Raw genomic sequence first — 25,867 nt, 5'->3', positions numbered from 1 at the left:
TACAGGAACCTTTGCTCAGAATTATTATGGAAGAAAATAGCACCAGGGAAAGATCTGGGGATGTAAACATGAATACAAATACTATTTCAACGCCGGCTAAAATTCTGATTTACAGCACTGCTGCAGTTATCCTTACACTGGGTATGAAGGCAATCTCAGATATATTGGTGCCGGTTTTTTTCTCTCTTTTTGCCTTTCTAATCTTTTCTCCCCTTGTCCACTGGCTTATGAGGAGAGGAGTCCCGGGAAAGATCAGTGTTTTTCTTGTGATCCTGCTTTTCATTTTTGTTTTTTTTGGAACTGCAATCCTCTTTGCAAACTCTTTACTCCAGCTAAGCAGCAGGATTCCAAGCTATGAGAGTCAGCTGCAGAGTATTCTGGACAGGGTCTCAAGATACTTGCCTGAAGCGGGAGTGACGGTAGAATCAGCCCTCCAGGATATTGCAGCATTTGCTTTCAGCGTTTCTACGGACATTATTTCAGGAGCTCTAAGCGCCGGATCAACACTTATGCTCATCTTTATCACAACAACATTTTTACTTCTGGATGCTGCAGGTGCTCCAAAAAGAGTGCATGGAGAAAATGAAGATCAGCCAGCACATATTTTGCGATTTACCGAACTGAGCAAGACCGTCGTGAACTATATGCTCCTGAGGACTGAGACCAATCTGGTCGGGGGCATTGGAGTTGCCATACTTTTCCTTCTTGGAGGCATAGATTTTGCTGTTCTATGGGGTCTCCTGTTCTTCCTGTTCGGTTATATCCCTTTCCTGGGCTTTTATCTGGCAACTATTCCACCTATGCTCCTTGCCCTGTTCGAGTATGGATTTATAGGAGCACTGGGTGTCCTTGTCGGCGTCACCATTATCAATGCGCTTGTAGAAGATGTCGTTTTCCCGTCTATTGCAGGAAAAAGCCTTAAATTATCTCCGACGCTTGTGTTTCTTTCTTTATTTTACTGGTCTTACGTACTCGGGACAGCAGGTGCTCTGATTGCTGTACCTCTTACAATAGTTGTAAAGATAGTTCTTGAAAGTTCTGAAGGCACACGCCCGATGGCTAAACTGATGGAATCAAGCGAGGACAGGAGACAGGATGAGGAGAGGATTGAAGGTTCGCCCTGAATTTTTAAAGCCCTCCGATGCCAAAAATACCGTTAGCAGCATTTACAGCCGGATCTATCCCCAGTTATAATTGAGGAATTCAAATAAAGCAATGCCTTCTCCTGATTTCGCATTACATTTTCTGATCAGGGCAATGACTGGCAGTTTTCTTATGGTTAAGTCTTGAAAGAAAAATAGGGTTGACTGGAGAAGGAAAGTATTCTTGATTTTTTAATGGATAATCCAAAAGAATAATCCTCCTCAACAGACCCGACAAAATTAATCAATATGAATAGGGTGATATATAAAAGAATAATTATATAAAGGGGGATTATTGAATGCCAAGCCTGGGAAATCTCGAGGACAGCTGGGGGTTGACAGAGAAATATAACGGTAGATGCCTGGTAAGCGGTTCTGTGATAAGACACTTAATAAATCCCGGCACACAGGTTGAGACTGATAGTACCCAGAAAAACAAGCTTGATTAATTTACATACCTCTGAATAGCGCAGTCTGTTGAAGAATAGAGCACGATAACCCGGGTTTTTCAGGATTTTAAAAAGGGCAGTGAGCATGATTCAAGAGCTGAGCAAGCAGAATTTGATTAATCTGCATGATGCAACCATAGTCACATGGCTTGCGGACAATCCTATAAGGGAGTGGGAATGACACAAAACTATCTACCTCCTCGAATCCATGTGCTGGCAAAACCGACCGGTTCAATCTGCAACCTGGCGTGTGCTTATTGTTATTTTTTGGATAAAGAGGCTCTTTATCCAGGTAGCAAGTTCTGCATGTCAGACGAAGTGCTGGAGAATTACATCCGGCAGCTCATCACAGCCCACCGCAGCCCGCAGGTAACCGTTGCTTGGCAGGGAGGTGAGCCAACTCTGATGGGAATAGACTTTTACCGGCGTGCCATCGAACTGCAGGAAAAGTACAGAAAACCGGGCATGAATTTTGAAAACACAATGCAGACCAACGGCACTCTGCTGGACGATGAATGGTGCCAGTTTTTTAAGGAAAACAATTTTCTCATAGGGATCAGCATAGATGGTCCGCGTGAACTGCATAATATTTACAGGGTGGATAAAAAAGGGGAGGGGAGCTTTGACCGGGTCATGCGAGGGCTGCGTCTCCTACAAAAACACGGAGTGGAATACAACGTCCTTACAACAGTAAACAGGATAAATGCCGATCATCCGCTTGAGGTCTACCGCTTCCTGCGAGATGAAGCAGGAGCAGACTGGATTCAATTTATTCCAGTTGTAGAGAGAATCAATGAGGAAGGATACACCCTTTACCAGAAAGGGAATACTGTCTCAGACCGTTCGGTGCAACCAGAACAGTTTGGGAGCTTCCTTAGCCGCATTTTTGACGAGTGGGTAAGAAATGACGTGGGAAAACTCTTTGTGCAGACTTTTGAGGCTTCTGTACGAAGATGGCTAGGGCTGCCTTCAGGCATGTGTGTTTTTGAAGAAACATGTGGAGCTGGGCTTGTTCTGGAGCACAATGGGGATCTTTACTCATGCGACCATTTTGTAGAGCCTGAATACCTGCTTGGCAATATTATGGAGAAAGAGATCTCTGAACTTGCTGCTTCGGAAAAGCAGTACAGGTTTGGAAAGAATAAACGTAACACCCTACCAAAGGTATGCTGTGAATGTGATGTGCTTTTCGCCTGTATGGGAGAATGTCCAAAGAATCGCTTTCTTGTCACCTCTACCGGGGAATCTGGTCTGAACTACCTTTGTAAGGGCTGGAAAGCTTTCTTCCATCATATCGATTTTCCTATGAAGCTCATGGCAGGTCTGATACGCAGGGGGTATCCGGCTTCCGAAGTTATGAGAGTTATAGCCCTAGAAGAAGCCTTTGCGCAGACCGGACGCAATGAGCCCTGCCCCTGCGGAAGCGGGAAAAAGTTCAAACGCTGTCACGGTCAGGGGAAAAGTGGATAGAAATAAGACTTAATGGGGAATAGGAAAATGACAGAAAAGAAACCAAACATACTGGTCATCTGGGGAGATGATATTGGCATTAGCAACCTCAGTTGCTACAGCGACGGTCTGATGGGCTACGGAACACCGAATATTGACCGGATAGCTAACGAAGGTATCAGGTTTACGGACTCTTACGGGGAGCAGAGCTGTACTGCCGGGAGAGCTGCTTTCATCACAGGACAGAGCGTCTTCCGTACAGGGTTGAGCAAGGTGGGAATGCCAGGAGCCAAAGTAGGAATTCAGCCTGAAGACCCTACAATCGCCGAACTGCTGAAACCCCTGGGTTATGCCACAGGTCAGTTTGGAAAGAACCATCTCGGGGATCGGGACGAATATTTGCCTACCAACCACGGTTTTGACGAATTCTTCGGCAACCTTTACCATTTGAATGCTGAAGAGGAACCTGAATTACGCGATTATCCACCTGAAAAAGACTTTCCTAATTTCCGGAAGAATTTTGGTCCAAGGGGTGTAATCCATAGCTATGCCGATGGTCGCATCGAGGATACTGGCCCATTGACCAGAAAAAGAATGGAAGAAGTAGACCAAGAATTTCTGGATGCAGCCATCGATTTTATCAAACGTCAGCATGAAGCGGAAAAGCCGTTCTTTCTATGGTTCAATACCACAAGAATGCATTTCAGGACTCACATCCCGGAAAGAATACGGGGACAGTCGGGGCGCTGGCAATCCGCGTACCATGACGCCATGATTGAGCACGATCGGCAGGTAGGCGTGCTTCTCGACCTGCTGGACGAAATAGGCATTGCGGATGATACTATTGTTATCTACAGCACGGACAACGGACCACATATGAACTCATGGCCCGATGCAGCCATGACCCCATTCCGTAACGAGAAAAACTCCTGCTGGGAGGGAGCTTTCCGTGTTCCTGAGGTAATGCGCTGGCATGGCAAGATCCCTGCAGGCACAATTTCTAACGAGATTGTGAGCCACCTTGATTGGCTGCCCACTTTACTTGCAGCAGCAGGAGAGCCGGATATTAAGGAAAAACTCAAAAAAGGCTACAAAGCAGGAGATAAAACTTTCAAGGTGCATCTTGACGGTTATAATCTTCTTCCCTACCTGACTGGGAAGGAAGAAAAATCTCCACGGACTGAATTCTTTTACTTCTCCGACGATGGAGACCTGGTAGCTCTCAGGTACGATAACTGGAAAATGGTCTTTATGGAGCAGCGCGCCATCGGCACGCTCCAGGTCTGGGCTGAACCTTTTGTCCCGCTGCGCATACCAAAAATATTCAACCTGCGCACCGATCCTTATGAAAGGGCGGATCAGACTTCAAATACCTATTATGACTGGCTTCTCGATCATGCCTTCCTGCTGGTGCCTGCCCAGAGTGTCGTTGGTGATTTTCTGGCAACGTTTAAAGAATTCCCTCCGCGCCAGAAAGCAGCTAGCTTTACCGTTGATCGGGTAATGGAAAAACTCTTGCATGGAATCGGGAGCACCTGAGGTTGAAGGACAGGTTAAGCCTCAGCTTTTACCAGCGAGAAGAGGAATTGATAATGTCCGGAATTCTCTCATTATGGAACGAAACACCAGCTAAGAAAGCAATCATCAGTTATGTAAACGCCACCACAAATCCTGAGAGCACTGATTTTGTGCCAGAAACCGAGAGAATTGCCATTCTGGACAACGATGGAACCATGTGGGTGGAGAAGCCTGTCTATGTTCAGGTTTTCTTTGTCATAGACCGGCTGAAACAGCTGGCTGAGGCAGACCCTGCGCTTCTGGATCAGCCACATTTTAAGGCAGCGGCAACGGGCGACTTGACTTACTTTTTCAGGCTTGATCCCCATGCTGGCGGCGATGTTAAGTTGCTGATGCAGATGGTCTTTGATTCTCACGCCGGCATGTCTCAGGACGATTTCATGCTTATGGCTAAAGAGTTCCTGGAGACTGCCAAACATCCCCGTTTTGGCATGCTGTACAAAGATCTGACGTACAAGCCTATGGTTGAACTTGTGCACTACCTGGGCGATAGCGGCTTTAAAGTTTACCTAGCATCTGGTGGCGGCATGAGCTTTATGCGTGTGATCTCGGAGGAGATCTACAATATCCCAAGAGAGCGAGTTATCGGCAGCAACATCTCATTTGAGACCCGAATGACTGATGAGGGACCAGTGATTTTCCGCAGGAGAGGTCTGGTTGATCCCATCGACGACGGAGCAGGAAAGCCGGTCAATATCGAACTGCATATTGGTCGCAAGCCCATCCTGGCTGCCGGCAATTCGGATGGAGATCTGCACATGCTGTGGCTGGCACAGAAAAGCGGTTTTCGCTCTCTATCTTTGCTGCTCCGCCATGACGATGCAAAGCGAGAGTACGCCTACGATGAGGGAAGCGAGAAGACGCTACAGATGGCAAAGGAACGGGGCTGGGTTGTGGTCAGCATGAAGGATGATTGGAAGACTGTGTTCTGAGATATTTCATTTCAATGCTCAAGAAGGCGCAAGGCATGAAAATCACAGGAAACAGGATGAAAGGGACTACAGTCCTTCTCTGGTCTATAACGAAATAAATAGAACTGCAAGGTAGGTAAGTGAATTTAGTAAACAAAGGGAGTGATTTTGATGAGGAGAATCATGGGCGGTCTCAGGGACCGTGGGGAAGAAAGCATACAACGCTACAAAATGCACGAAAAACTTGTTACCATCGGAGACGACTACTGGATAGAAAATGAAGCTGGAGAGCGGGTATTTTATGTTGATGGTAAAGCTCTCAGGATTCGCGACACTCTGATCCTCAAAGATGTGCAGGGAAATGAAGTGTATAAACTCAAGGAGAAGCTTCTCAGGATAAAGGATACGATGGAGATAGAGGATAGGGATGGAAAAACAGTCGCAACAATTAAAAAAGCCCTGATTTCGCCTCTCCGAGACCGATTTAAAGTTGAAGTCTCAAATGGACCTGAATTGGATATTCAGGGAAATATCCTAGATCACGAGTATGAGATCAAGGAAGGGAGGGAAAAAGTTGCAGAGATTTCGAAAAAATGGTTCCGGATAAGAGATACTTATGGAGTTGAGGTTTCTCCTGGACAGGACGCTGCTCTGATCCTGGCAATTACTGCGGCACTTGACCAGATGGTGCATGACTGAAAAGAGATGGGAGAGAAGAATGGTTGAGACCGTTTCCTTTTTAACTTCCTTCAAACTCTTGGTGTCCTTGCGACTCTGATCTTTGTTCTCTCCAGCATGCTTGGCATGAGATTCTCCCTTACAGTTCAGCAGATACTCGTCCCATTGAAAAACAGGAAGCTGGTTATCTTCCCGCTGGCAGCCAATTTTTTACTCGTCCCGCTGCTCGCTCTTGGAGTACTCTTTATTTTCCCGCTTTCCGAAGGGCTTTCCATCGGACTTTTCCTTCTTGGCACTTCCGCTGGAGCCCCATTCCTTCCGAAACTTGCACAGGTGGCACAGGGTGACGCCTCTTTTGCAGTTGGACTGATGGTACTCCTGATGGTAGTGACTATTATTTACGTTCCGATAGTCCTGCCACTTTTGCTCTCAGGGGTTACAATCAATCCCTGGGATATAGCAAAGTCCCTTATCCTGCTGATGCTGCTCCCACTTGCAACTGCCCTGTTCATCAGGACAAGGTATGAAGAGGTGGCTAACGGACTTCTACCCCTGATGACCCAGGCTACCAACCTTTCCCTGCTTGTCCTTTTCGTGGCTTTTTTCGTGGTCTACTTCTCTGAACTTATAGGTGTTATCGGCAGCACTGCATTATGGCGGCGGTAGTTTTTGTGCTTGTTTCATTTGTTATAGGCTACTTCCTCGGAAGATCCAGAAAGCCTATAAGGAGAGTGCTCGCCCTCGGGACTGCCCAGCGCAACCTTTCGGCAGCCCTGGCAATTGCCACGCTCAATTTCACAGACCCGAACGTAATGGTCATGATCCTGGAGGAGATGTAGAAAGCTAAAAAACCGATCACCTAACTTGGATGGAATAAGAAAATTCAAACTTTTGGAATATTTTTTATAGTATTAACCGAATGCTATTAATGGATATGAAAATATTCGGGGGCGTAAATGAATACGGATAAAACCAGTATGGATAATTACCCATTGCCTGCCAGAATTCTGCTTTATAGCACAGCAGTGGTTATCCTGACAATCGGGATGAGGGAGATTTCAGGTATACTTGTGCCTATTTTTTTCTCAATTTTTGCCTTTCTGATCTTTGCTCCTCTTGTCAACTGGTTCGAGAGAAGGAATGTGCCTGGCCCAATAAGTATAGGTCTGGTGATTGCATTCTTTATTATTATTGCTACAAGCACAGTTCTTCTTGTTGCAGGGTCCCTGCTTCAGCTCAGCGAGCAGTTTCCAGACTATCAAACCCAATTTCTGAATTTCATTCAGGGTTTTGAACCCTATATGCCTGTATCCGATCAGTCATCCTTTGAAGAAATTCTGCGTGATATAGCAGTATTTTTGCTTGGTCTGAGTGCAGGAATTCTTACGGGTGCTCTGAATGCTGGCACAACAACATCTCTCATTATCATTACCACAACATTTTTACTTCTGGATGCTGCAGGCGCTCTGAGAAGGATACAGAGGAGAGCTGTAACTCAACAAATCCTGATTTTACGGGTTATCAAACTTGGCAAAGAAGTAGTAAATTATATTCTTATCAGAACTGAAATCAATCTTATTGCAGGCATTGGAACGACCATACTTCTCCTTATTGGAAGAATTGATTTTGCAGTTCTCTGGGGTTTTCTGACCTTCCTGTTTGGTTATATTCCATTTCTTGGTTTTATTCTGGCGGCTTTTCCTCCTGTACTGCTTGCGCTATTCAAATACGGGCTTCTTGGGGCGCTTATAATCCTCGCAGGAATCTGGCTTATAAACGAGCTCGTAGAAAGTGTAGTGTTTCCATCATTTGCAGGAAAGAGCCTTAATTTATCTACATCGATCGTGTTTCTCTCTTTACTGTACTGGTCTTTTGTGCTGGGTCCTCCAGGTGCACTTATAGCCGTACCTCTTACCATGGTTGTTAAAATGATCCTTGAAAGTTACGATAATACACTCTGGATGGCAGAACTGATGGAATCGGGTGAAAGTAAGGAATAAAACCAGGAAAAAACAGACAGGAGCGCTTTTTAAATTATGGGAAGCGACCTTAAAGAGCTGTAGATCCTGATAATGATAAAATCAGGTTTACCAGAGAGTCCGCTCTCCGAGCACAACTTAATTTTTTCAAAGTTAATCGCCGTGAGACGGCGTTGTAATAGTAAAATATATAAACAATATAATTATAATAAAATGGTTAATTGTATAAACAAGATAATTATAATAAAGTAGTCATAAACTGGCAGTCACAAAACTGTCAGTCAAACAGGAAAACAATGATTCTTGATATAAAGATAGAAACGAAGGACTGAATAAAGCAATCGGATTCACATTTCCGACTGCGATCCGTAAGCAATAGATTTACTTATTAAGTAAAAATAAGGAGTGAGGGATTATGGTCAAACCAATTAAGCGTGCTGCAGAAAAAATAGGTAAATTTATTGCTGGGATGCGGTTCTTCGTACTTGTTCCGATAATCGGACTGGCTATCGCGGCTGTTGTGCTGTTTGTTAAAGGCAGCATAGAACTCTTCTATTTCATAAACGAATTGATTTACGGAATAGAGAGAACAGAAATAGAGGGAAGTATCATTGTTGAAATTGTGGAGATTGTTCATCTCTTTCTGGTAGGTACAGTGCTTTTTATCACATCACTTGGGTTTTATGAATTACTTATTCAGCCTCTTGCTTTATCTCCATGGCTGCAAACGCATAACATTGAAGAACTGGAGTTAAACCTTGTAGGGCTCACCATTGCCGCGATCGCAGTAAATTTCTTAAGTGTTATGTTTGATAAAAATGATAGTAACCTTGCTGTATACGGGCTAGGCTATGCCCTGCTCATTGCAGCTCTGGCTTATTTCATGAAAGTGCGTTCAGACGCAGCTGAGCAGACTAGCTAAGAAGAGGAATGCCTGAAAACTATAATTTGCTTCTATTTTTGCTGCTTATTTCTCTGGCGGGTAAATTTTCAGTAAACTTTAATAAATTTCTTACATATAAATTACTTACAAATAACCTTTCTAATTAAAGGAGTGTAAGCCTTCTTTTGCAGAAAAACAGTTCGATTCTCTTTTTCAGTATAGCTTTCAGTATGGCTTTTTTAAATGATCAGAGAATAGCAAATGTTGGTCGTGAAACCGAGTTGAGGGTGAGAGAACAGCTTAGAACTGAATGAGGATTTAACAACGGTAACTGCTTAGAAGGTTCTCCAGGAAAATCCAGACATTTTCTATAGAAGGGATGAAGATTCTTTCTGAAGGGCAATGAGGGTCTTTAATCGTTGGTCCGAAAGAAACCATCTCTATCCCTTCATGTATCGAACCAATTATTCCACACTCAAGCCCTGCATGAATCACTTTAACTTCAGGTTCTTTCCCAAAAACTCTGCTATAAACCTGTTTGCATTTCATGAGCAGTTCGGATTCAAAATCGGGCTCCCATGGGGGATATCCGGGCTCATGTTCAATCCTGGCGCCTGCGAGCTTTGCCACAGCTTCCACCTTTCCGGTAATTTCAGCCAGCCTGAAATTGCTGGAACTTCGCTGGCTTGATACTATCGTTATTTTATTTCCAGCTGTCCGTACCGTTGCGAGGTTGTTTGAGGTTTCGACAAGCCCCGGGATATTCTCCGACATCCTGTAAACCCCATGCGGCAATCCCAGGAGCAGTTGTATCAGCTTTTCTTCAGTACCTGCTGACAGGACCCAAATATGGGGTGCTTCCTCTTCAGGTCTCTTACCCCATGCAACTTCAAAAATTATTTCCCTGCCAATTTTTTCAAGGCTCAGGATAAGTCTTGGATCGGTCTTTGCATATTCAGCCTGGAATGCCTTTTTCAGAACTGAAACAACTTCCTCTGCCTGTTCGAGCTTATCTCTGCGGAGTGCGATAAAAGCTTCGGCAGTGCTGGGGATTGCGTTATGGACACTGCCGCCGTTTATCAGAATAAGCTTTAAATTTTCTGTTCCCAGCCTGTTCCTGAGCTCTGCCAGTGCCTGAGAGAGTAATTGTATACCATTTGCACGCTGCTTATCGATCGCAACCCCAGAATGCCCGCCTTCCAGCCCTTCAACCAAGAGCCTGAAAAGCTCGAATGAACTTTCCTCTTTAAAGTCAAGAAGCTCCCACTCTACAGGGAGTGTAATCAATGAATTCTGTCCTCCTGCACACCCGATTACGAAAACGCCTTCACCATCGGAGTCAAGGTTCAGAAGTATCTTTCCTTCAAAGAAAGAAGCCTCAAGCCCTTTCGCGCCAGTCAACCCCGTCTCCTCGTCTACCGTAAAAAGCAGCTCAAGCGGCGGATGTCCAATTTCTCCTTTCTTCCCTGCCTCTGCCAGCACCAGCCCGATAGCAAGTGCAATCCCATTATCTGCGCCTATGGAAGTCCCGTCTCCTCGCAGCCAGTCTCCATCGTAAACGCATTTGATAGGGTCTTTTGAAAAGTCGTGCTTGCTATCCCTTAATTTTTCGCAGACCATATCCATATGCCCCTGCAGAGTGATTGTGGGAGAATTCTCATATCCTGACGTTGCAGGGACTTTTATAAGCACATTGTTTAAAGAATCGGCTTTTACCTCAAAGCCTCTTGACCTTCCCCATTCCTGCAGCCAGAGGGAAATCTGTGCTTCGTGCTTTGAACACCTCGGGATTTTATTGATTTCTTCAAAGACTTCAAGTATCTGTTTAGTTTTCGGGTGCATAGGGATCAATTTTATTTCATTTTCGGGTTGTCTTTCAGCGGTAGTTAGAAGCAGTTATCAGTTTAGTTTACTGCATCACATATTTTTATAATTTATTGAAATCTGTCATGAAGCTTGAATAAGTTTGAACGATATTTCAGAGCTATATATCTCAGAGCTATATTATCTATCTGGTTTTCAGAATTCTATTGGGTTATTCTGTTCATTTTGAGGCTGTTGAGGGGCGTAAACCTGAAACTGCCCGAATCTTTATCCAGCTTAACACTTTTCAGATAGTTTCTTAATTGAAGAGTTGAATAAGTCCTTTGCAAAAATCCAAAATTAACCAATATACTGGGGATACCATGACCAGCGATATCATTATTGTAAGTACGCCGTACTTGCCAGGTTATAAAATCACAAAAACCATTGGATTTACGTGGGGTTTAATCGTGAGGAGCCGTGGGCTCGGGCGAAACATAACTGCTGGACTAAGGTCAATTATCGGCGGAGAGATCCATGAGTATACGGAACTCCTGAACCAGTCCCGTGAACAGGCACTTGAACGATTAAAGGAACATGCAAAAGCCCTTGGGGCAAACGCAGTAATAAACGTACAGTTTGATTCTTCAGAGATGGGTCAGGCAATGACCGAGCTGCTCGCATATGGTACAGCGGTCGTGGTTGAGAAGGAGGAAACTCAAGCAAATCCGGTGCGGCTCAGTTGAAGGAAAATAGTAGTTATATCAGCTCTGATCTGGATTATTAATTGTACGAGCTACAGAGATTTTATTATCATTAACTGATCTAGAGATAACCCACTTTAAGTTAACTGCTTAATAATGTCTTCTCTGCCTTTCAGTAATAAGTAACCTTTTACTTTTCGAGCTAATTTTTCAGGAAGCTTGGATAATTTGTCTATTTTTTTCCCAACTGCCTTTTGAAGATCCTCCTTTAGCTCAGGATAAGAAATATCCTGTAAAGGTATATTCATAGTGTATTCAATTCCCCCCCATTGAGTAATAGGACCAAAATGTATAATAAGTTCTTCACTGATTCCAGGCTTAAGGGAAATTGTCATTTCCTCAAGTTTGCTGCTTATCTTGTCAACTTTCTCTTCTATCTCTTGTAATTTTTGTTCTTTGGATAACTTGATGATAAGTGTAAATACAGAATTTAACATCCCATATTGTTTTGCCACATCTTTTTGCTTAGGAATTTGTTTAATTCTATCTAGAATTAAGTTACTTTGAGGACTACGTGGAGTATTAGCCTCTAAAGTGAAAATCAAGTTTTCAAGATTAAAAGCCAGTTCTTCTTGGCTGCTGATTTCCCATCTTTGGATTTCGCTATTAATAGTGCATGCAATTTCTTCTGTAGCAGTACCTTTCGATTCCTTGCACGCAATCTTTGCTTTCTTTTGAATTCCTTCAAGGATCTTTTTTAGATTCCTGTCCAAAAAGGGCAGCCCTTTTCTCAGAACTTTTGTCGCAAATGGCGCTTTATCGTCAGTGTATCTCATTAGTTCTGCAGCGCGATCACAGTATTTCCTATAAAAATTAAGCTCTCCTTTTTTTGCCTCTAAATCCAAGTTTTCTAGATTGTGAACTTCTTTTAATGCTTCTGCAAGGTTTTGAACAGCTTCAAAGAGTAGTTTTTTGCTCTCTGAGCCTTTAATTGCAGATTTAGCTTCTTCCAGATATCTGTTCACTTCTTCTCTAGCTTCCTGTTTTTTGAAAATTATTGTATGAAATGAGCGATAAAAAGGAAGACAAAATTGAGCAGGATTATAGAAGTAATATGCTTCCTTTGCTGCAATTTCGAAAAATTCGATTGCCTTTTCTAATTCTTTCTTGTAATCTTCATCTGTTTCTGCCTGTGATGCCATAAATATTGAAACTCTCGCAAGAGAATAATTTGAGTAGGATCTCACATCACTGTCTTCATCACTAGTCAATCTATGTAAATCATCCCATGCCTGCTGCTTATCTGGCACATGAGAAAAGGCAGAACCAAGAGCTTCAGCAGCCCAACGCCTTACAAGAGTGTCTTCATCACTAGTCAGTCTATGTAAATCCTCCCATGCCTGTTGCTTATCTGGCACTTGAGAAAAAGCAGAACCAAGAGCTTTAGCAGCACTGAATCTCACATCACTGTCTTCATCGCTAGTCAGTCTATGTAAATCATCCCATGCCTGTTGCTTATCTGGTATCAATGAGAAAAAATTCTCTAACTGCTCTAACGCATGTATGCGCTCTTTTGGATCCTTGCTTAGACATTGATTGTGAATTTTCTCTTGGTCGACCAACTGCCAAACGCCACAAAATTCTATAAAAACCGCTATTTAAAAAACTTTCTTTTTGTTTTGCGAGAATAGATAACGCAGATTATTTTGCTTTAAAACAGGAATGTATAAATTTGAAAGTTATTAGGCAGAAATAGTCTCAGAATATTTTATTAAGTAAACTAAGTTATAAAAGGTTAAATAATCACTTAAATTGAAAAATATATGCTTTAATTAATTTAAATTAAAGAATGGGCGTAGAATAACGCCCTTTATTCCAGAAAAAACGGCTTTCCTGTATCTGAAATTAAAAACGTCTTACAAAACACCCTGAAAGATTATATCAGAGAGGTGGCATCGCCCTTCCTCTTTGTGAAGACATTATGCTCTCTGTGCGCTCAGATAGCTGATTCTTAAACTGCTGGATATTTTTTGCCTGATCCCGCTGAGCCAGTTCGCTGCTTGCTTTGCCGACTACTTCTTCGCTCGGTACGCCAGCGCTGTTCACCTTCCACTGGAACTTAAAGCTGGACCAGGTATCAGCCATTTCGCTGAGCCGCTTGTATTCCATGCCATCTGGCATGATGTCAAGCTGTTCATCAATTACCTTGTTTACGTATTCTTTATTCGGCTCGAAAACGACCAGAGGTTCGATAACATCAGCCTTTACAACATCCCTGATATCTCTGCCCTCGTACTTTTCAATGAGGTGAGCGCAGCCTTCAAAGTGTGCAATTTCCATTTTTGCAAAATTTTCCCAGATAGCTTTTATCCTTGGATCGGTTTCAGTCTGTGCGCAGGAGAAATAAATATAGGCTTCACAGAGCTGCATGAGTGCAGCTTTCTCGAGCATTGTTTCTCGTGGGTCTCCAAGCAGCCCGTACTGGGTCACATGCTCTTCTTCAACATCGGCAATCTCGGAGTAAAGCTGCCTTGCGAGTTCATCTGAATACATGTTCCCGTGAGTTTTATAGAAAAGCTCGGTCTGCTGCTCGCCTGCAACTATGGTGAGATAATTCATTTTGGTTTTAATGTCGGCTGTGTCTTTGTCATAATGCTTGCGCATGTTGTCGTCAGGATGGCGGTGGTGACCAACTGTCGGTCTTCCAGGTTTTACCTCGGTCTTGCCCTGAACAATAAACTCAGGGTCGCCGCCTTCCAGATAATCATAAAGGCAGCTGTAGCGGTAAAGATGGTCGAAGTCTTCAAGCAGGGCGAAGTCCAGAGTTTGCTTTACATATGGATCAGGCTCGTTTTTAGCAAGGTTTGCAGTAAGATCAACGGCTACCTGTTCATAGCCAAGTGTAGTCTCTATAACACTCTGATTAGCCGGATTTAACCAGTCAACCGTCTGCTGCTGCATGGAGTCAACACGCCTAATTGCTGCCATCTTGCGTTTAATTTCCGGCTCTTCAATCATGCGCTCCATCGCATGAGACATAAGGATTGAAGCACTCTCAATCCCATTCATTAGAATTACCCGGGTTCGGGTGTACGCATCGACCGATTTCTTATCATAAGAAGGTTGAACTATTTCCTTCCAGTTCATGAACTGCTCTTCTATTGGAATACTATCCATCTCAAAAGGTCTAAATTGTGCCATTACTATTTCCCCCATGTTTTAACAGTTTCTGCCCTTTACATATTCAAAATCAAAAACAATTCCGGCTGCCCAATGCAGTATAATACAAAGAGCCTGCCTGTTCATTTTTGCAATAGATATCTTTTTAGCAGAATACCCCACGTATCTGCAATGTATCCCCTTAAGCTTTAATGACCAGGCTGCAGACCGGATGGCTTGCAGCTAATTTTTCATTTTTAATTTCCTTTTTTAATTTATAATAATAGGTATTTATAAACCTGTCATATATAAAAACTAATCATATATAAAGTTTGAAATAAGAGAATTAGATTCAATATAAAAATAAGGGTTGAAGCAGTCGAAAACTCTAACATTAATAACATCAATACAATAAAGAAGGGCATATAATATTGAGCATTAATCTCAGCTTAACTAAGAATACATAATATAAGTATTAGTTTTAGCCTGTTAAGTATTAGTTTTAGCCTGTTAAGTATTAGTTTTAGCCTGTAAAAATGATTCCAGCCTGGCAGTTATAATCGTAAGCTTTTTCAGGTAGGAAACCTGGCAAAATAAATCTGAGGGGCAGGGGGTAAATTCAGGATGCCGGATACTTCGGATATGTTGATTTTCTGGTCTGTAGTTATGCTGCGTTTCTTTATTCCGCTCTTTATTCCAATATACCCTCTTCCAGCAGTAATATCTTGCCTTATTCTTGATATGGTAGACCAGACGATCTTCCAGCTTTTCACTAGCCTGCCCCTTGAAGGCTACCAGAGCTATGATAAGGCTCTTGACAATTATTACCTGGCTATAACCTACCTTTCAACCCTGCGAAACTGGTCAAATCTCTTCGCTTTTAAGATAAGCCGTTTCCTTTTCTATTACAGGCTGGTTGGTGCAGCTCTTTTCGAGCTGACGCATTTGCGGGAGCTATTATTTATCTTCCCAAACACTTTCGAATACTTCTTTATCTTCTACGAGGCAATTCGTCTGAAATGGAATCCGATGGTGCTTACAAAAAATAAACTGATCACTGCTACGGCACTTATCTGGATCTTTATCAAACTGCCGCAGGAATACTGGATCCATATCGCTCAGCTGGATACGACGGACTGGATTCGGGCAAACCCCTCAAACGCATTAATTCTTCTTGGATGGGCTTTATTCTTGCTTGGCATGGCATGGTGGCTGCTGCGAGACCTGCCTCCCATGAAATCAGGGCTCTCATTTGCAGCCGATCCTGTTCCTGTAATCCAGAGGGAAAGGTCTGAACAGGGAATAAAAATCAGTTTTCCAGCGGTTAATTCCTCAAAAAAATTCTTTGATAATGCTCTGTTTGAGAAAATAATGCTGGTATCACTCCTCAGCATAATTTTTGCCCAAATACTTCCCGGGGTGAGGTCAACAAATCTTCAGCTTGCGATAGGTATGGCCATCCTGATAGTAATAAACACGGCACTAAGCCACTGGCTTGCAAAGCATGGAACTCACTGGAAGTCTATTATCCAGGAATTTGTAGTCATGTCCATGGTGAACCTCGGCATAATTCTTTTATTCGATTTCCTGCTGCCCAGATACGACGGTTCAATCAACCTTTTTAGCACACTCTTTTTCGTCCTCCTCCTGACACTTAATGTGACGCTCTATGACAGGTATCGAACAATGCATGTAAGGAGCCAGGAAGCAGTTGATTCAGGAAAAGTAAAATAATTTGAGAGGTTTCGTGAGAAATAGAGTGAGAAATAGAGTGAGAAATAGAGTGAGAAATAGAGTGAGAAATAGAGTGAGAAATAGAGTGAGAAATAGAGTGAGAAATAGAAATGAGAGCTATCAGAAATGAGAGCTATCAGAAATGAGAAATGTGAACTACCGCTAAGCTAAGATTTACCAGCTCCGCATTACTGAGCTAAAGATTCAGGATTTTACGCTTTTCCTACAGATACCGAATGATATAAATTGGGTAACAGTTCTCAGGTATATTTTGAAAGTAGGTTTTCAAGCCGGATAAGATGTGATTATATCTGATCCGGTTGAGTGCCGGGAAAGGAGGAAGACTCATAATGCCGGAGACATCGGATCTGTTTATATTCTGGGCTGTAGTCGCGGCTCGTTTTTTGATACCGCTTACCATTCCCAGCTATCCGCTTCCAGGCATTATACTTTCCTTAGTCCTTGACATGGTAGACCAGACATTGTTTCAGGAGTTTACTAACCTGCCTCTGGTAGATTACCAGGAATATGACAAGGCTCTGGATATTTATTATCTTGCAATTACCTATCTTTCAACTCTTAGAAACTGGTCAAACTTCTTTGCCTTTGAAGCAGGGCGTTTCCTTTTTTACTACAGGCTGATAGGCGTAGCCATTTTTGAGATAACACACCTGCGTCTGCTATTGCTTATTTTTTCCAATGTCTTTGAATATTTCTTCATTTTCTATGAGCTTGTCCGCCTGAAATGGGACCCTAAGGTACTTACAAAAGACAGGTTGATCACCGCTACGGCTTTTATCTGGGTCTTCGCCAAATTGCCTCAGGAATACTGGATTCACATTGCTCAGATGGACACGACTGACTGGATTCGGGCAAACCCCTCAAATGTAATAGTCCTGATCGCCTGGGCTGCTCTCCTTATCTTCCTGGGCTGGTGGCTTTTACGAGACTTGCCCCCTATGCGGCCCGGCTTAATAATTGCAGCCAGTTACAAGCATTTCCCGTTTTACAGCCTGCATGCAAGGAACATTAGGGACAATTATACAAGCCAAAGATTTTTCGATGACTTCCTGCATTATGAGTTGATCGAAAAAATTGTACTTGTTTCCCTGTTAAGCACAATTTTTGCTCAGATCCTTCCAGAAGTCCGTGCAAGCAGTTTTCAGGTTGCAATCGGCTTATCGATTCTTATTATAATAAATACCGAACTCAGTCAGTGGTTTGCCAGGCGAGGAACTCACTGGAAATCAATAATTCAGGAGTTCATAGTAATGTCTGTCGTAAACTTTGGGATCGTGCTTGCCTATGACTTCCTGATAACAAGGTTCGATGGTTCGATCAACCTTCTTGATGCTTCATTCTTCATCCTACTCCTGACCCTGAATGTCACTCTATATGACAGATACCGACGGTGGCAGATATGGAGTCAGGCAGAAATGGATGTTTTTGCGGATCAAAATAAACAAATAAAAGCCGCAGACTAAAATTAAAACAAAGTTAATCAGCACAATAACCACGTTAAATACTGATTTGGCGCAATTGTCCAGAGGATAAAGATTGGTGTTGGGAAAGCTCAAAGTATTTTTTCTTGCCGGCGGTCTGCTGGAATTTACCCCGAACACGTTTGTTAAAATAAAGTTAAAAAAGTGAAATTGAAAACCCGTGATTTTTGCAGATTTAGAAGGGGCACTTTGCAGGGCTTTTTTTTTGCTCGAAGTGATCTTTTCCTTTGGGGAGGGTTTTTCTGATTGGAAGTGAATTTCTCTTCACGTTCAACTAAGTTTTAATATATTTCTCCAACTGAAGGTTTGCTTTAATCTCTTAAAACTATTTTTGCAAATGTGGTGGAAAAGACAAATTCTATGAGTATACAAATACATTTAAGATTGGAGAGACAAAATGCTAGTTAGGTGATACTATTGGGAGAAGCTATTGAGTACGTAAAAATTCCTCGTAAAATCTTTGAACCTATAAGTGACATGGTGAAAGTAGGTCTATATAAAGACGAACAGGAGGCATTAAAGCAACTTGTGCATGACCAAGCTGAACAAAAGATCGATTACTATGGTAAAAAGGTAGCTGAAATGGAGAAGAAGTACGGTATGGACTTTTCTGCTTTTGAAAAAAGAATCCAATCGAGAGTAGAGGAAGAAAACTTTGAAGAGTGGGATGATTTCATAATCTGGGAAAGCTATGTTACAGCATTACGATATTGGGAAAAGTTCTTATGACTATAAGCAAAATTGTTTCTGCTCTTTCATCCAGTGAGATTGTACTTGAATTAAAAGTTCTCAAAGCAATAGTTGAACCTCCTGTCCAGGTTTTAAAAGCAAGAGCAACTCTCAAAGATGGCTACCTATTGGAGATTAGTGAGAGTGTGGGACCCGATTTCAGACGATATTCTTATCACCTGCAAAAAGAGGATGCAATGATAAAGCGTTGGGATAATTCTCCACACTGGAAAAATTTAAAAACGTTCCCTTATCATATCCATAAAGGAAATGAAGCAGAACCCAGAGAATCTCCCGAAGTATTTATAGAAGATGTTCTCCGTGAGGTGAAGAAACTACTGAGTTCGAATCCATGATTCTCATCATTTTTCATTAGTGTACATTTGAAATCTATTTTAGAAAAGTCTAGGTCTAAGTTACCTCTTTTTGATCTTCCTTGTGAGCAATTCCACTAATTTTACCTGTTCAGTTTTAATATATATTTTCCTGCCAGCGGCCTGCTTAAATCTTCCTCGAATACGCTTGTTAAGATAAAGTTACGAAAAGAGAAATTGAAAAACCCTGATTTGTATCTTTATAAGGGGCACTTTGCAGGGCTTCTTTAGATTAAGCGATTCTTTTTCCTCTTGAGAGGAATTTTTCTAAATCATATTTCATCCAATATGCGTTTGATATAAGGTTTTGCTTCTGGAATACCCTCTTTAACGGATAACCAGACTACCTTCAGATTTACTCCAAAATAAGCGTGAATCAGTTTGTCTCGTATCCCTGCCAGGTCTTTCCACGGAACAAAAGGATATTTTTCACGCACATCATATGGGATATTCTTTGCCGCTTCGCCAATGATTTCCAGAGCTCTGATTACTGCAAACTGTGTTTTGCGGTCTTCGGTAAACTCTTCAAATGTCCAGCCACTAACAAATTCTTCTGCTGCTTCCATTGCGTCATAAATATCCTGAATATAGTCCTTTGCTTCGCGAATATCGATCCCTCTTCAAACAGCTTCAACTTCACTCAGGATGTGTTTGCCTATGTTCGGCTTTAAAGCGTCTTTCATAACCAGATCTACTTTGATTCCCAGAGCTTCCGAAAGATAGTTTTCAAGGTTGACAAATTTAAAAATTGTAGGAGTTTTGCTGAACTCAACAAGTATATCCAGATCACTTCCAGGTTTCTGTTCTCCTCTTATGTAAGACCCAAAAATCCCAAGGTAACTGACATGATATTTTTCTTTAAGCTCAGGGAGCATTTCATGGAGTTTCCGGATATAGATTTCAGCTTCTCGGTTTTCCGGCATTTTTTCAGGCTCTGTTTAATCTCTTTTTGATATGTTATAGTATTCTGTGGTTGTAGTATTTATAATTACTAAGGAAAGGTGAAATCTTTTTCACGTCCAATTCAGTTTAATATATTTCTCCTGCCAGCAGTCTGCTTGAATTTCCCCGGAATATGTTCTTAAATCAAAGTGAGATTAAAAAGCTGTGATTTTGCAGCTTTAGAAGGAGCCCTTTGCAGGGCTTTTTTAGATCGAGGTGATATTTTCCTTTGGGGAGGGTTTTTCTGATTAAAGTTATATTTTTCAAGTGAATTATGGATCAAGAAAAGCTGTCAAAACTGGACCGCCGAATAAGAAATGAGAAATCTTCCTGTTTCCAGTTCAGTTGAAATATATTTTTCCTGCCGGCGGTCTGCTGAAATTTTCCCCGAACACGTTTGTGAAGAGAATGTTAAGAAAAGAGAACCAAAAACCCATGATTTTCGCAGCATTATAAGGGGACTTTACAGGGCTGCGCAATATTTAGTTTAGCCTTGTAGACTATTTGATAATTAGTCTCTTAATGGGAAATATACTTCGCTTTAGTGGTGACTTTCTCTAGATAATTATCTATGTATTTTACTGTATTTGTTCCCGTCTATCTGCGTAAATGAGTATGCACAATAGTTTTCTACACAACTGATACTAGACTCGATTGTGGTATTAAGATTTAATTTGTCAATGTTTCTTTTTAGTTGCTTTATTGAAGCACTCTGACCTCTTTTTCGTTGGTTCTTTGCTTCTATCAATAAAACTGAAAATTTATTCTTTGAGAAACCTACAGCTAATCCATCTAAATCAGTTACCATTTTTCTATCCATATCAAGTATCTTTATTCTATCACATGTAACAATGATATTCCCTTTATAGCCTATTGAACTGAGTACTTGTACCATTGACTTTATTTCATGAAGCCTAGATTCCGAAATATTCTCATGATTTTCGCAGTAATTTTCCAATAGAATGGCTGCATTTTTCGATCCTAAAGTACCAATGCAAGATATCTTTGACGAGTCGTAATTATCATATTTATATATATAATCACTATCGATAATTTGCTTTAAGAAAAATAGTATTAGCTGTGAAAATATTTTATCAAACATGGATTCTATATATAAATTAAATATATTAGGTTTAAGAGTAACAAAAGGATTTTCTTTTGTAAATGTTTGTTTTAGTTCAATTAAATCCTTCATAAATTTACCAAGAACGACTAACGATTGATTATCTGTACACTTTCAGAGAAAGAAAGAGACATCATATAAGTATCTTTTTTTATATTAGGTTCTAATGTAAATATACACTTAGTACTCCCGTATTTTTTGTTTAAAGAGTCTTCTGTCTCAAAATTAAATATCTTTTTATATATTTTTGAGTAACCTGGAATAATATCTAATAAAAATCTAATTGTTTGGTATTTTTGTAAATTTGTATATTGGGGCTCAAAGTTTGAATTATCTATTAAAAACTCATACAATTCTTTTTCGGTATTTACTTTTTTTGATTTATTTTTTATTTTGCTCGTGACATTCTTTATATGATAGCCATGAGCCTGTAAAGATTTTTCGGATTGATATATCGTATTAGAAAGAAATGAATCAAAGGAGTTAAGAGTTTGAACTAGATCTCCATCACCAATAAACAAATCGTTTATATGATCTGGTAAGTTTACTAAAATTGAAGGCAAATCAAAATCAAATGGCACTGGTCCATATAAAGAATCAAGATATAAATAAGAAATTTGTCTCAGTCTATTAAATATTAACAAAAAATTAGATCTTTTTTTATCTAGACTTATCATTTTTTCAGGAGTTACTTCTTTTTTAAGAGAATCACATCCGATACAATAGAATTTAAGTACCTCAATTAGTAAATCGACTAATTCTGGATCTTGATCTCGATAATGCTCTAAAAAAAAGAAAGATAAAACTTTGTTAAAATTATAAATATCTTCTGTTTCCAAAATGTAATCAAAATACAACTTTACATTATCATCTTTTAATGAATTTCTTAAAATTTCCTTTATACGAGAATCTTTAATTATGTATTTCATAAGAGCTTTTTCACTTGAAAAAGTACCTGGTAGATGCCCTGCATTTGATAGAAGTATCCATATTTGGATCACTTCTGTACCTGAAAATCTTGTATCTAAAAATTCGATGTCTGAGTTTAAACCCCAACCTTCTAGCGGTCTCCCACCCGCTTTTTTGTCGGAAGGATATAACCTGTGTAAAAGACCCAATTGGGTCATTACATACTCCCAACGAGAGTGATGAACTCCTTCATAAACATTATGGATCACTCCGAGTTGTTCTATATTCCTCATTCTCTTAATGTGATCATTAGAATTTAGTAACAAATAAGTAGCGCTTGAATTTTCATATAATTGTGCACTTAATTTCCCCAAACCAGGCACGTGATAATTCAACAGTAATTTCATAAAAACAAGTACACTAAATAGTATATAAATTAGTAGCACTTTATAAGTAATTTCTATATATATTCATTAATAATTAATATAATATGTTATTTTAGATCAGTTTTTTGAGAACATCGTACATTCTGTTTTGAATTAGATGTTCTTCTATCTTTTCACCTAACCTTTTTGGAAGTTTGGACAGTTTATCTATTGTTTCTCCTTTTATTTTCTCCAGATCTTCTTCAAGTTCAGGATATGATATTTCTTGTAATGAAATGGTAACGACATGATCGATACTAAAGTGTGGAATCGGCCCTCCAGCAGTAATAACAAGTTCCTGACTAATTCCCGATTTTTAAGATATAATTACTTGATCAAGTTTCTCGTTGAAATTACTGATGTCTCTTTTTAGGTCATCAAACCTGTTAGTAACTGCTTCCTCTGGGATCACATTTACAGTTGGTATCAATCCAATAATAGTAGGCAGAATACTATATTGTTTTGTAAGGTTTTTCTCATCTTTCAATAACTCAATTCTCTCAAGAATTTCTCTGTTTTCAGGAGTATGAGGAATTTTAGATTTCAAAACCAGAACGAGGTTTTCCACATACAAATTCATTTCTTCCTGACTACCAATTTCCCATTTCTGGACCTCTCTACTGACAGCGCATGCAATTTCTTCTGTATCAGTACCTTTTGATTCCCTACACGCAGTTTTTGCTTTTTCCCGAATTTCTTCGAGAAGGGAGTTTAACTTTCGATCAAAAATGGGAAGACCTTTTATTACAGTTTTTGTAGCAAATGGTGCTAACTCTTCGGCATCTCTCATGAGCTTCTCTACACGATCAAAGTATCTTCTATAATAATCAATTTCACTTCTATTGAATTTTTGATCATGTTTTTTAGATTCTTGAACTTCTCTTAAAGTTTTAGCGAGGTTTTCAATAGCTTCAAAAAGTAATTCCTTTATTTTAGATCTTTCTATTGCTTTCCTAGCCTCAGTTAGATATCTCTCAACTTCTTCGTCGGCACTTGATTTTTCAAAAATTATTGTGTGAAATGAGCGGTAAAATGGTAGACAAAATTTAGATGGTGATGTTTTGTGGAAAACAGATTCTTTAGACGATTTATCAAAGAACTCAATCGCATTTTCTAGCTCTTCTCTATACTTTTCTTCAGTTTCTGCTTCTGAAGCCTTAAAGATAGATATTTTTCCAAGAGAATGATTTGCGTTTATCCTTACATCAGCATCTTCATCGTTAGCAAGTTTCATTAAATCCTCGTATGCTAGTTTCTGATCAGGCAAATAAGAGAAAGAACCTTCTAAAGATTCAGCAACCCATTCCCGAACAAGACTAGATTCATCTTTAACAAGTCTATGAAGATCTTCCCAAGCTTGTTGTTTATCGATAAGGTTTGGAAAAAGAAAGCAAATTGATCTTGTTGTTCCTCCTCTAACATGCATGTCATGGTGATATGTTAACCTGTGTAAGTCTTCCCACTTGGATTTATCTTCCTTCATATCATTATAAGCAAGGTAAAGTAAAGATGCTACACTAGCACGAATAAGATAATCTTGATCATTTGTGAGTTTTAGCAAATCATTCCAAGCTTGAATTTGATCTGCGATATTGGAAAAAGAGAAAACTGTCGTAAATAATGCAGCAAACCTAACCCTCTTACTTTTATCTTCTAATAGATTATGTAATGTCTCACAAGCTTGTTTTTTATTTTCGATATACTTTAAAGCAGTTTCAATAGAATTTGCCGCATTTATTCTTACAGATTCATTTTTATCGTTTGCTAGCTTATGTAAGTCCTCCCAAGCCTGCCTCGTATCTCCAATATTTCGGAAAACAGAACTTAAAGAACTTGCCACGGCACTCCTTACTGAATCATTTTCGTCATCAACTAATCTATGCAAATCTTCCCACGCTTGTACTTTATTCTCAATATATTGAAAAGCAGTCCCGATAGAATTTGCTGCACTGCTTCTTACAGAACTATCTTCATCATTAGCTAATCTATGTAGCTCTTCCCAAGCGTGTGTCTTATTCTCAATATATTGAAAAGCAATTCCAAAAGAAGCCGCTGCACCACTTCTTACAGAACTATCTTCGTCATTGACTAATCTGTACAAATCTTCCCAAACTTGTGCTTTATCCTTAAGGTACTGAAAAGCAATACCAGTACATTTTGCAGCACATTCTCTTAAATGCTCACTTTTGTTGTTCACTAACTTATGTAAATCTTCCCAAGCACGTTCTTTATTTGGAATATACAGATATAATGTAGCAAGCGCTTTCGACTCACTAAACTTTATTAGCCAATCTTTTTCTTCTTCTTCAGTTGCTATTTTCAGTAAATTTTTCCACGTTTGCTCACTATTATGAGCATAAGTAAAATTTGAAGCAATTAACTTTGAATCTAAGAGACCTATTGCAATAAATCTTATGTGGACATTTGTATCAGTTATGAATCCCTGTAAATCTTCCCACGCTTTCTGTTTATCTGGAACATAAGGAAATACAGAATCAACTGAATGTATTGCACTTATCCTCACAGAAGCATTTTGATCACAAACCAATTTCTGAAGATCAGTCCATGCTTCCTGTTTATTCAAGATATTTGGGAACACAGTACCTATAGATTTAGCGATTCCTTTTCGAATATAAATATCTTCACTACACGCTAAGTTGTGCAGATCTTTCCATGCTTTTTGCTTATCAGGAACGAGTGAAAATAAGTCACCTAATACAAATGCTGCAATTAATCTCACATTTATTTTATTATTACTCGTTAACTTGTACAAATCTTCCCAGGCTATTTGTTTATTTGGAAGATATTCAAAAATATGATAGAAAATGGGTTCTGACAATTCTATAGGAAATTTATTTGCTCTCGAGACCACTCTGAGAAGGTCTTCCCAAGCTTGATATTTATCAGGAATACGTGAAATTACTGTCTTTAGTATAAGTATTGCAAATGATGTAGCTGTATCATTACCACCAGCTATTAATTCGATATACTGCCTCCAAATGTTTTGGAGATCACTGTCCGATTTATCTTTGTTATTAAGCTTATCTACAATTTTAATAAGTTTCTCTCGCCGCCTTCTGTCTTGTGCTTGTATATAAATAGTTTTCAAGTTTTTCAATGTTTTACACCAGAAATTTGAGAATTTTACATGTTCTTTCTTTTAAAAATATAAATTCTTATTGAAATTGTTCATTCTCTTTTGTTTCTTCATCCTTAGACTAGCAACTTTAAAACTTATTTCAGGAAAGGCCGGTCTCCTTCGTCGACCGTTGAGAACTCGGGGTCTAAAATCCGATTCAAAAAAAGGTTATCTATCTATTAAGCAAATCAAACTGTGCGCTCTCCGAACAGTCAAGATAAGAAACAACGATTGGAGATAATAAAAACTCAATAA

Annotated in this window: 23 protein-coding genes; 15 read left to right on the top strand and 8 right to left on the bottom strand. The window is 40.1% G+C overall.

What is annotated here, in order from left to right; translation table 11 throughout:
- Window positions 1–26 precede the first annotated feature (26 nt).
- The 10 genes from MSTHT_RS02200 (at window position 27) to MSTHT_RS02165 (ending at window position 9,108) form a co-directional block, all read left to right on the top strand.
- The gene (locus MSTHT_RS02200) at window positions 27–1,124 is read left to right on the top strand and encodes an AI-2E family transporter (RefSeq protein ID WP_052721805.1); all 1,098 of its coding nucleotides are present in this window, start codon (window positions 27–29) and stop codon (window positions 1,122–1,124) included.
- Window positions 1,125–1,441: 317 nt separating this feature from the next.
- Window positions 1,442–1,591, top strand: a complete 150-nt coding sequence (locus tag MSTHT_RS14260) for a hypothetical protein (protein WP_156149692.1) — start codon at window positions 1,442–1,444, stop codon at window positions 1,589–1,591.
- A gap of 177 nt (window positions 1,592–1,768) precedes the next feature.
- A complete protein-coding gene (locus tag MSTHT_RS02195; RefSeq protein ID WP_048166375.1) occupies window positions 1,769–3,061 on the top strand; it encodes an anaerobic sulfatase maturase in 1,293 nt (430 codons plus the stop codon).
- Window positions 3,062–3,088: 27 nt separating this feature from the next.
- Window positions 3,089–4,579, top strand: a complete 1,491-nt coding sequence (locus MSTHT_RS02190; RefSeq protein WP_048168313.1) for an arylsulfatase — start codon at window positions 3,089–3,091, stop codon at window positions 4,577–4,579.
- A 2-nt stretch (window positions 4,580–4,581) separates the two neighbouring features.
- Window positions 4,582–5,550 carry an HAD family hydrolase gene (locus MSTHT_RS02185; RefSeq protein WP_231588153.1) on the top strand — a complete coding sequence of 323 codons (969 nt, stop codon included), beginning with the start codon at window positions 4,582–4,584 and terminating at the stop codon, window positions 5,548–5,550.
- A 150-nt stretch (window positions 5,551–5,700) separates the two neighbouring features.
- Window positions 5,701–6,228: an LURP-one-related/scramblase family protein gene (locus MSTHT_RS02180; protein WP_048166374.1), complete on the top strand. Its 528-nt coding sequence runs from the start codon at window positions 5,701–5,703 to the stop codon at window positions 6,226–6,228.
- 105 nt (window positions 6,229–6,333) lie between these two features.
- Entirely contained in the window at window positions 6,334–6,873 is a 540-nt protein-coding gene (locus tag MSTHT_RS02175) for a bile acid:sodium symporter (protein WP_197071758.1), read from the top strand.
- The gene (locus tag MSTHT_RS13660; protein ID WP_052721803.1) at window positions 6,861–7,046 is read left to right on the top strand and encodes a hypothetical protein; all 186 of its coding nucleotides are present in this window, start codon (window positions 6,861–6,863) and stop codon (window positions 7,044–7,046) included. The genes MSTHT_RS02175 and MSTHT_RS13660 overlap by 13 nt, the downstream gene beginning before the upstream one ends.
- 117 nt (window positions 7,047–7,163) lie before the next feature.
- Complete coding sequence (locus MSTHT_RS02170) at window positions 7,164–8,207, top strand: AI-2E family transporter (RefSeq protein WP_048166373.1); 1,044 nt, start codon at window positions 7,164–7,166, stop codon at window positions 8,205–8,207.
- 394 nt (window positions 8,208–8,601) lie between these two features.
- Window positions 8,602–9,108 (top strand): YqhA family protein, encoded by a 507-nt coding sequence (locus MSTHT_RS02165; RefSeq protein WP_048168311.1) that lies wholly within the window; start codon window positions 8,602–8,604, stop codon window positions 9,106–9,108.
- Between the two features lie 279 nt (window positions 9,109–9,387).
- Here MSTHT_RS02165 and MSTHT_RS02160 read toward each other — a convergent pair whose 3' ends face one another.
- On the bottom strand, window positions 9,388–10,911 hold the full coding sequence (locus MSTHT_RS02160; RefSeq protein WP_048166372.1) for an aminoacyl-histidine dipeptidase: 1,524 nt from the start codon (window positions 10,909–10,911) through the stop codon (window positions 9,388–9,390).
- A gap of 344 nt (window positions 10,912–11,255) precedes the next feature.
- On the opposite strand from MSTHT_RS02160, the gene MSTHT_RS02155 reads away from it, so the two are divergent.
- The gene (locus tag MSTHT_RS02155) at window positions 11,256–11,618 is read left to right on the top strand and encodes a YbjQ family protein (RefSeq protein WP_048166371.1); all 363 of its coding nucleotides are present in this window, start codon (window positions 11,256–11,258) and stop codon (window positions 11,616–11,618) included.
- 95 nt (window positions 11,619–11,713) lie between these two features.
- Here MSTHT_RS02155 and MSTHT_RS02150 read toward each other — a convergent pair whose 3' ends face one another.
- Window positions 11,714–13,198: a HEAT repeat domain-containing protein gene (locus tag MSTHT_RS02150; protein ID WP_052721802.1), complete on the bottom strand. Its 1,485-nt coding sequence runs from the start codon at window positions 13,196–13,198 to the stop codon at window positions 11,714–11,716.
- Window positions 13,199–13,517: 319 nt separating this feature from the next.
- The gene (locus MSTHT_RS02145; RefSeq protein ID WP_048168309.1) at window positions 13,518–14,777 is read right to left on the bottom strand and encodes a hypothetical protein; all 1,260 of its coding nucleotides are present in this window, start codon (window positions 14,775–14,777) and stop codon (window positions 13,518–13,520) included.
- A gap of 582 nt (window positions 14,778–15,359) precedes the next feature.
- On the opposite strand from MSTHT_RS02145, the gene MSTHT_RS02140 reads away from it, so the two are divergent.
- From MSTHT_RS02140 to MSTHT_RS02125, 4 genes are all read left to right on the top strand, one after another.
- Entirely contained in the window at window positions 15,360–16,469 is a 1,110-nt protein-coding gene (locus tag MSTHT_RS02140; protein ID WP_048166370.1) for a hypothetical protein, read from the top strand.
- Window positions 16,470–16,819: 350 nt separating this feature from the next.
- Window positions 16,820–17,953, top strand: a complete 1,134-nt coding sequence (locus MSTHT_RS02135; RefSeq protein WP_048166369.1) for a hypothetical protein — start codon at window positions 16,820–16,822, stop codon at window positions 17,951–17,953.
- Between the two features lie 426 nt (window positions 17,954–18,379).
- Complete coding sequence (locus MSTHT_RS02130; RefSeq protein ID WP_231588152.1) at window positions 18,380–18,700, top strand: hypothetical protein; 321 nt, start codon at window positions 18,380–18,382, stop codon at window positions 18,698–18,700.
- Window positions 18,697–19,056: a toxin-antitoxin system TumE family protein gene (locus MSTHT_RS02125; protein WP_048166367.1), complete on the top strand. Its 360-nt coding sequence runs from the start codon at window positions 18,697–18,699 to the stop codon at window positions 19,054–19,056. Before MSTHT_RS02130 ends, MSTHT_RS02125 begins: the two co-directional genes overlap by 4 nt.
- Window positions 19,057–19,346: 290 nt before the next feature.
- Here MSTHT_RS02125 and MSTHT_RS02120 read toward each other — a convergent pair whose 3' ends face one another.
- The 5 genes from MSTHT_RS02120 to MSTHT_RS13655 all read right to left on the bottom strand — a co-directional run bounded on the left by MSTHT_RS02120 (window position 19,347) and on the right by MSTHT_RS13655 (window position 25,591).
- Window positions 19,347–19,640 carry a HepT-like ribonuclease domain-containing protein gene (locus MSTHT_RS02120; RefSeq protein ID WP_048166366.1) on the bottom strand — a complete coding sequence of 98 codons (294 nt, stop codon included), beginning with the start codon at window positions 19,638–19,640 and terminating at the stop codon, window positions 19,347–19,349.
- A 54-nt stretch (window positions 19,641–19,694) separates the two neighbouring features.
- Window positions 19,695–19,997, bottom strand: a complete 303-nt coding sequence (locus tag MSTHT_RS02115; RefSeq protein WP_048166365.1) for a nucleotidyltransferase family protein — start codon at window positions 19,995–19,997, stop codon at window positions 19,695–19,697.
- Between the two features lie 584 nt (window positions 19,998–20,581).
- A complete protein-coding gene (locus MSTHT_RS02110) occupies window positions 20,582–21,211 on the bottom strand; it encodes a hypothetical protein (RefSeq protein ID WP_048166364.1) in 630 nt (209 codons plus the stop codon).
- Between the two features lie 17 nt (window positions 21,212–21,228).
- Entirely contained in the window at window positions 21,229–22,431 is a 1,203-nt protein-coding gene (locus MSTHT_RS02105) for an HD domain-containing protein (protein ID WP_148704311.1), read from the bottom strand.
- Window positions 22,432–22,789: 358 nt separating this feature from the next.
- A complete protein-coding gene (locus tag MSTHT_RS13655) occupies window positions 22,790–25,591 on the bottom strand; it encodes a HEAT repeat domain-containing protein (protein WP_052721801.1) in 2,802 nt (933 codons plus the stop codon).
- Between the last annotated feature and the right edge of the window lie 276 nt (window positions 25,592–25,867).

Source organism: Methanosarcina thermophila TM-1, assembly GCF_000969885.1.
GTDB classification, from domain to species: Archaea; Halobacteriota; Methanosarcinia; order Methanosarcinales; family Methanosarcinaceae; genus Methanosarcina; species Methanosarcina thermophila.
This window is presented reverse-complemented; position numbering and strand designations above follow the sequence as displayed.

Excerpts from the sequence above, each read along its gene's own strand:
- MSTHT_RS02170 (WP_048166373.1), top strand. The coding sequence starts at position 7,164 with ATGAATACGGATAAAACCAGTATGGATAATTACCCATTGCCTGCCAGA.
- MSTHT_RS14260 (WP_156149692.1), top strand. The coding sequence starts at position 1,442 with ATGCCAAGCCTGGGAAATCTCGAGGACAGCTGGGGGTTGACAGAGAAA.
- MSTHT_RS02135 (WP_048166369.1), top strand. The coding sequence starts at position 16,820 with ATGCCGGAGACATCGGATCTGTTTATATTCTGGGCTGTAGTCGCGGCT.
- MSTHT_RS02190 (WP_048168313.1), top strand. The coding sequence starts at position 3,089 with ATGACAGAAAAGAAACCAAACATACTGGTCATCTGGGGAGATGATATT.
- MSTHT_RS02140 (WP_048166370.1), top strand. The coding sequence starts at position 15,360 with ATGCCGGATACTTCGGATATGTTGATTTTCTGGTCTGTAGTTATGCTG.
- MSTHT_RS13660 (WP_052721803.1), top strand. The coding sequence starts at position 6,861 with ATGGCGGCGGTAGTTTTTGTGCTTGTTTCATTTGTTATAGGCTACTTC.
- MSTHT_RS02165 (WP_048168311.1), top strand. The coding sequence starts at position 8,602 with ATGGTCAAACCAATTAAGCGTGCTGCAGAAAAAATAGGTAAATTTATT.
- MSTHT_RS02120 (WP_048166366.1), bottom strand. The coding sequence starts at position 19,640 with ATGGAAGCAGCAGAAGAATTTGTTAGTGGCTGGACATTTGAAGAGTTT.
- MSTHT_RS02180 (WP_048166374.1), top strand. The coding sequence starts at position 5,701 with ATGAGGAGAATCATGGGCGGTCTCAGGGACCGTGGGGAAGAAAGCATA.
- MSTHT_RS02195 (WP_048166375.1), top strand. The coding sequence starts at position 1,769 with ATGACACAAAACTATCTACCTCCTCGAATCCATGTGCTGGCAAAACCG.
- MSTHT_RS02110 (WP_048166364.1), bottom strand. The coding sequence starts at position 21,211 with ATGAAGGATTTAATTGAACTAAAACAAACATTTACAAAAGAAAATCCT.
- MSTHT_RS02145 (WP_048168309.1), bottom strand. The coding sequence starts at position 14,777 with ATGGCACAATTTAGACCTTTTGAGATGGATAGTATTCCAATAGAAGAG.
- MSTHT_RS02160 (WP_048166372.1), bottom strand. The coding sequence starts at position 10,911 with ATGCACCCGAAAACTAAACAGATACTTGAAGTCTTTGAAGAAATCAAT.
- MSTHT_RS02115 (WP_048166365.1), bottom strand. The coding sequence starts at position 19,997 with ATGCCGGAAAACCGAGAAGCTGAAATCTATATCCGGAAACTCCATGAA.
- MSTHT_RS02155 (WP_048166371.1), top strand. The coding sequence starts at position 11,256 with ATGACCAGCGATATCATTATTGTAAGTACGCCGTACTTGCCAGGTTAT.
- MSTHT_RS02125 (WP_048166367.1), top strand. The coding sequence starts at position 18,697 with ATGACTATAAGCAAAATTGTTTCTGCTCTTTCATCCAGTGAGATTGTA.
- MSTHT_RS02175 (WP_197071758.1), top strand. The coding sequence starts at position 6,334 with ATGAGATTCTCCCTTACAGTTCAGCAGATACTCGTCCCATTGAAAAAC.
- MSTHT_RS02200 (WP_052721805.1), top strand. The coding sequence starts at position 27 with ATGGAAGAAAATAGCACCAGGGAAAGATCTGGGGATGTAAACATGAAT.